Genomic DNA, 3,326 nt, shown 5'->3' on the forward strand with positions numbered 1-3,326 from the left:
CACGGCGATGACTCTCGAACGCACCAGTTCTTAACCCAGGCCACGTAATATGCGATCGATATATTCAGCAAGCCCTAGATAGGATTGCGATCGCAAATGAGCGCTGATGAACGCAGATATAATGAAGGGTAGTGATAAATATGTAGTGATATCATGTCCGGTCGATTGACCGCGATACGGTAGACAGTTAATTAACATCAATGCTCGACAAATCAGAGGGCTGATTGTCACGCTCCTGCTCGTACCTTGACTCCCTAGCGATCAACCGATAGTCGTGGGTCAAAACAATCGAGTAGGCGATCGTGGCCTTACATTAATGAAGCTTTTGGTTCCGGCCACCAATGAAAATGAGTCAAACTGCAAATTAATTGTTTGAGCTCTAAGAGTTTTTGACACCGTTGGTATAAAACAGCTTCTAGCTCATCTAAACTGCTAAAATAGCGATTGGCTATTGGTTCATTGGTCAAGGGCCACAATCGTTCGGCAGGTTGCAGTTCGGGTGAATGTGAAGGCAGACAGTACAGATGTATCCCTTTGGGAATTTTCACACTTTTACTCAAATGCCATCCGGCTCCATCCATGACTAAAACAACTCTTTTTTTCTTACCAATTTGAAAATGTTGGGCGAAATCTTTTAAAACTCGTTCAAAAAGCTCGTTATTCACAAACGGCAGTATCCACTCTTTTGGTTTCTCCTGTACTCGGATTCACAAAACCGTATAACCACAACCATTGAAACCGCCAATTAACAATAGCCGTGGCATCACTAAACTCGTCCACCCACTCTCGTCTCAAAATCGGTTTTAATCAAGCGACGGTGTTCGTCCATTGACCAAACTTCTACGTCGCTTGAAGGGTATTTTTTCTGGATACTCTTGACTTGACGATGTAGATTTTTTTTTCCATTCCTCCTGTTCGAGGAGATCTGATTCCTGATGAGAGGGGCGAGGTACTCTCAATCGAAATTTCATGGACTTGAGATATTCCCACCCTCGCTGGCGGCAGACTTTTTTACCCAATAGTTCACTCATCCAATCGGCTACTTTACGGCCATTCCAGAGCCCGCCATCAGGAGGAGGCTGCTGTAGAACTTGCCACAATAACGCTTGTTCCACATCATTCAGCAGAGGGTCACAATCGGTATTTTTGCAACGTTGATCTCCGAGGGATTCTGGTCCTAAATGGTTGTATCCCCGGACTAATTCATAAATCCAACCGCGACTATAACCTGTCACGGCCATCACTTCTGCGGTCGTTTTGCCGCAAGCTAAGAGCCAAATAATTTGGTAATGATGGGCCTGGGTGGTTGTTTTGGCTTCACGGAAACGAGCCTGTAATTCTTCTACACTCAGATGGGGCGCGAGCGCAATTCGTTTCGGCATTCTTTATCTGACGGGGGTAGTGTTCCTCACTATTATATCTCTGTCAATCGACCGGACATGATGTGATTAGATATTTATTGGCTCAAAACATAGTTGTAATGATGGATAAAATACCAAATAGCACCAATATGGTTTTCTAACTTTTTAGAACATGAAAGAGTCTTTCTTACGAGACGAGAAACACGTTGGCGCCAAGTATTATTAAATCTTTCAATGTGATTAGTTTTTCCACTGTCTTTACCAACTGGCTGATGGCGTTTACTTGGAAAAATACAAGCATAAGCCTGCCAAAAATCTGTATAGCAAACAGCACATTGTCGATAAACAGGAGGTAGAGAATTCCATAATAGTTTTGCTCCTTCTTCGCTACGCTCGCCAATATAAACACCAATAATTTCTCTGGTTTCTCTATCCATAGCTAACCACACCCATTGCTTATTTTCTTTGCAATCTACAAATGACCACAGTTCATCACATTCAACATTCAATCTGACTTTTTTTTTAGGTTTAATCTTTACTGTGCGTTCGATTGAGGCATATTTATTATTTACGTAATCCTGTAACCATTTTTGAGAAACACCGGTGCTTCTAGCTATACCAGCCAAAGAAATCTTCTCCAAAATAAGTCGAGCTATTAAATCTTTTGTCTGTGAGCTAATTACTTTATTTGTCGGATTTTAGACAAATTGGCGACCGCAACTTTGACATTTGTATTTTGGTTTTTTATTATGAATTCTACCATTTTTAACTATGTGATTTGAACCGCAATCAGGGCCGTCTGGTCGTAAAAATAGCATAGTGATTGACTAAACTACAGCACTTCCGGGTGTTATGAGGTACTATAAGAATAGATTAAAAGAATACATCAATGAAAGCATATTCAGTTGATCTGCGAAAAAAAATAGTAGCAGCCCATCAAGAACAGAAGCTGTCGATCAGAAAAACAGCAGCCATATTTTCCGTCAGTAAAAGCTTAGTTCAAAAACTGGTTAAGCAACAAAAAACCGAGGGAAATTTACAGCCGAAGCCCAGGGGGAAACCGAGATACACTCCTGTGAATAATTCCCCAGCAGAGTTGAGAGAAATAGTGGCAGTACATCCCGATGCAACCTTACTAGAATTGTTTGAGTTATTGGCCGAACGGACGGGAAATTGGGTGGGTAGAACAGCCATGTGTAACGCGTTACAGAAGTTGGGATTAAATCGTAAAAAAAAACAGTCAGGAGTAGCCAAGCCGGAACAGAAAGAGTCATGAAGTTAAGGTTAGAGTATTGGGAAAAAGTCAAGCATATCGAACCTCTCAATCTAGGATTTTTTGATGAGACTCGAGTATTGCTAGGTTTAAACCGAACTCATGCACGTTCCCAACGAGGAACGAGAGCCTATGCGGTTAAACCTTTTTACCGAGGGAAAAAAGTCACAGTAATCGGTGCAATTAGTATCAAGCGAGTAGTGGCACTCATGACAATGGATAACTCAATGGATGGCAAAGCATTTGAGGTATTTACCCTTAAAATGTTTAGTGCCATAATTGTGGTCGGGAGCAGTAGTAGTGATGGATAATTTACCCGCGCATAAAGTAGATTCAATTACATCGATGATTGAATCTGTGGGTGCTTCTATTTTATGTTTTTCCCCATACTCTCCGGATTTTAATCCGATTGAATTATGGTGGTCGCAACTTAAATCTTTATTGCGAAAGTTTTCGCCAACGACCACTAAAATGGTTGATACGATAATTGCTGTGGCTCTTGACTTAATTAATCCGAAACATCTCAAAAACTGGTTTACTAATTGCTGCTACTGTACCTCATAACATCCGGAAGTGCTGTAATGTTGGCAGATATCAAGGATTCCAGCAAGAGTTATACCAATTTAATATGAAGCTGCATAGAATAGGGCTTCAAGAATAAAATTGTAAGATGACAACGAACTAATTTGCTC

At 41.0% G+C, this 3,326-nt stretch carries 3 protein-coding genes and 2 pseudogenes; 3 read left to right on the forward strand and 2 right to left on the reverse strand.

What is annotated here, in order from left to right; all coding sequences use genetic code 11:
- Nucleotides 1-308 precede the first annotated feature (308 nt).
- A pseudogene (locus QT994_RS27360) lies at nt 309-1,382 on the reverse strand (IS630 family transposase).
- 74 nt (nt 1,383-1,456) lie between these two features.
- Nucleotides 1,457-2,179: pseudogene (locus QT994_RS27365) on the reverse strand (IS1 family transposase).
- Nucleotides 2,180-2,250: 71 nt separating this feature from the next.
- On the opposite strand from QT994_RS27365, the gene QT994_RS27370 reads away from it, so the two are divergent.
- From QT994_RS27370 to QT994_RS27990, 3 genes are read left to right on the forward strand one after another with little or no spacing between them, the layout of a single operon-like run.
- On the forward strand, nt 2,251-2,637 hold the full coding sequence (locus QT994_RS27370) for an IS630 transposase-related protein (protein ID WP_333180238.1): 387 nt from the start codon (nt 2,251-2,253) through the stop codon (nt 2,635-2,637).
- Nucleotides 2,634-2,945, forward strand: a complete 312-nt coding sequence (locus QT994_RS27375) for a transposase (RefSeq protein ID WP_333180240.1) — start codon at nt 2,634-2,636, stop codon at nt 2,943-2,945. The genes QT994_RS27370 and QT994_RS27375 overlap by 4 nt, the downstream gene beginning before the upstream one ends.
- Nucleotides 2,946-2,979: 34 nt before the next feature.
- On the forward strand, nt 2,980-3,198 hold the full coding sequence (locus QT994_RS27990; RefSeq protein WP_445243954.1) for a transposase: 219 nt from the start codon (nt 2,980-2,982) through the stop codon (nt 3,196-3,198).
- The last annotated feature ends 128 nt before the right edge of the window (nt 3,199-3,326 follow it).

The organism is Microcoleus sp. S13_B4, from assembly GCF_036700885.1.
Taxonomy (GTDB): Bacteria; Cyanobacteriota; Cyanobacteriia; order Cyanobacteriales; family Microcoleaceae; genus Microcoleus.

What these genes read in the sequence shown, in the direction of transcription:
- QT994_RS27990 (WP_445243954.1), top strand. Translation starts at nt 2,980, where the DNA reads ATGATTGAATCTGTGGGTGCTTCTATTTTATGTTTTTCCCCATACTCT.
- QT994_RS27375 (WP_333180240.1), top strand. Translation starts at nt 2,634, where the DNA reads ATGAAGTTAAGGTTAGAGTATTGGGAAAAAGTCAAGCATATCGAACCT.
- QT994_RS27370 (WP_333180238.1), top strand. Translation starts at nt 2,251, where the DNA reads ATGAAAGCATATTCAGTTGATCTGCGAAAAAAAATAGTAGCAGCCCAT.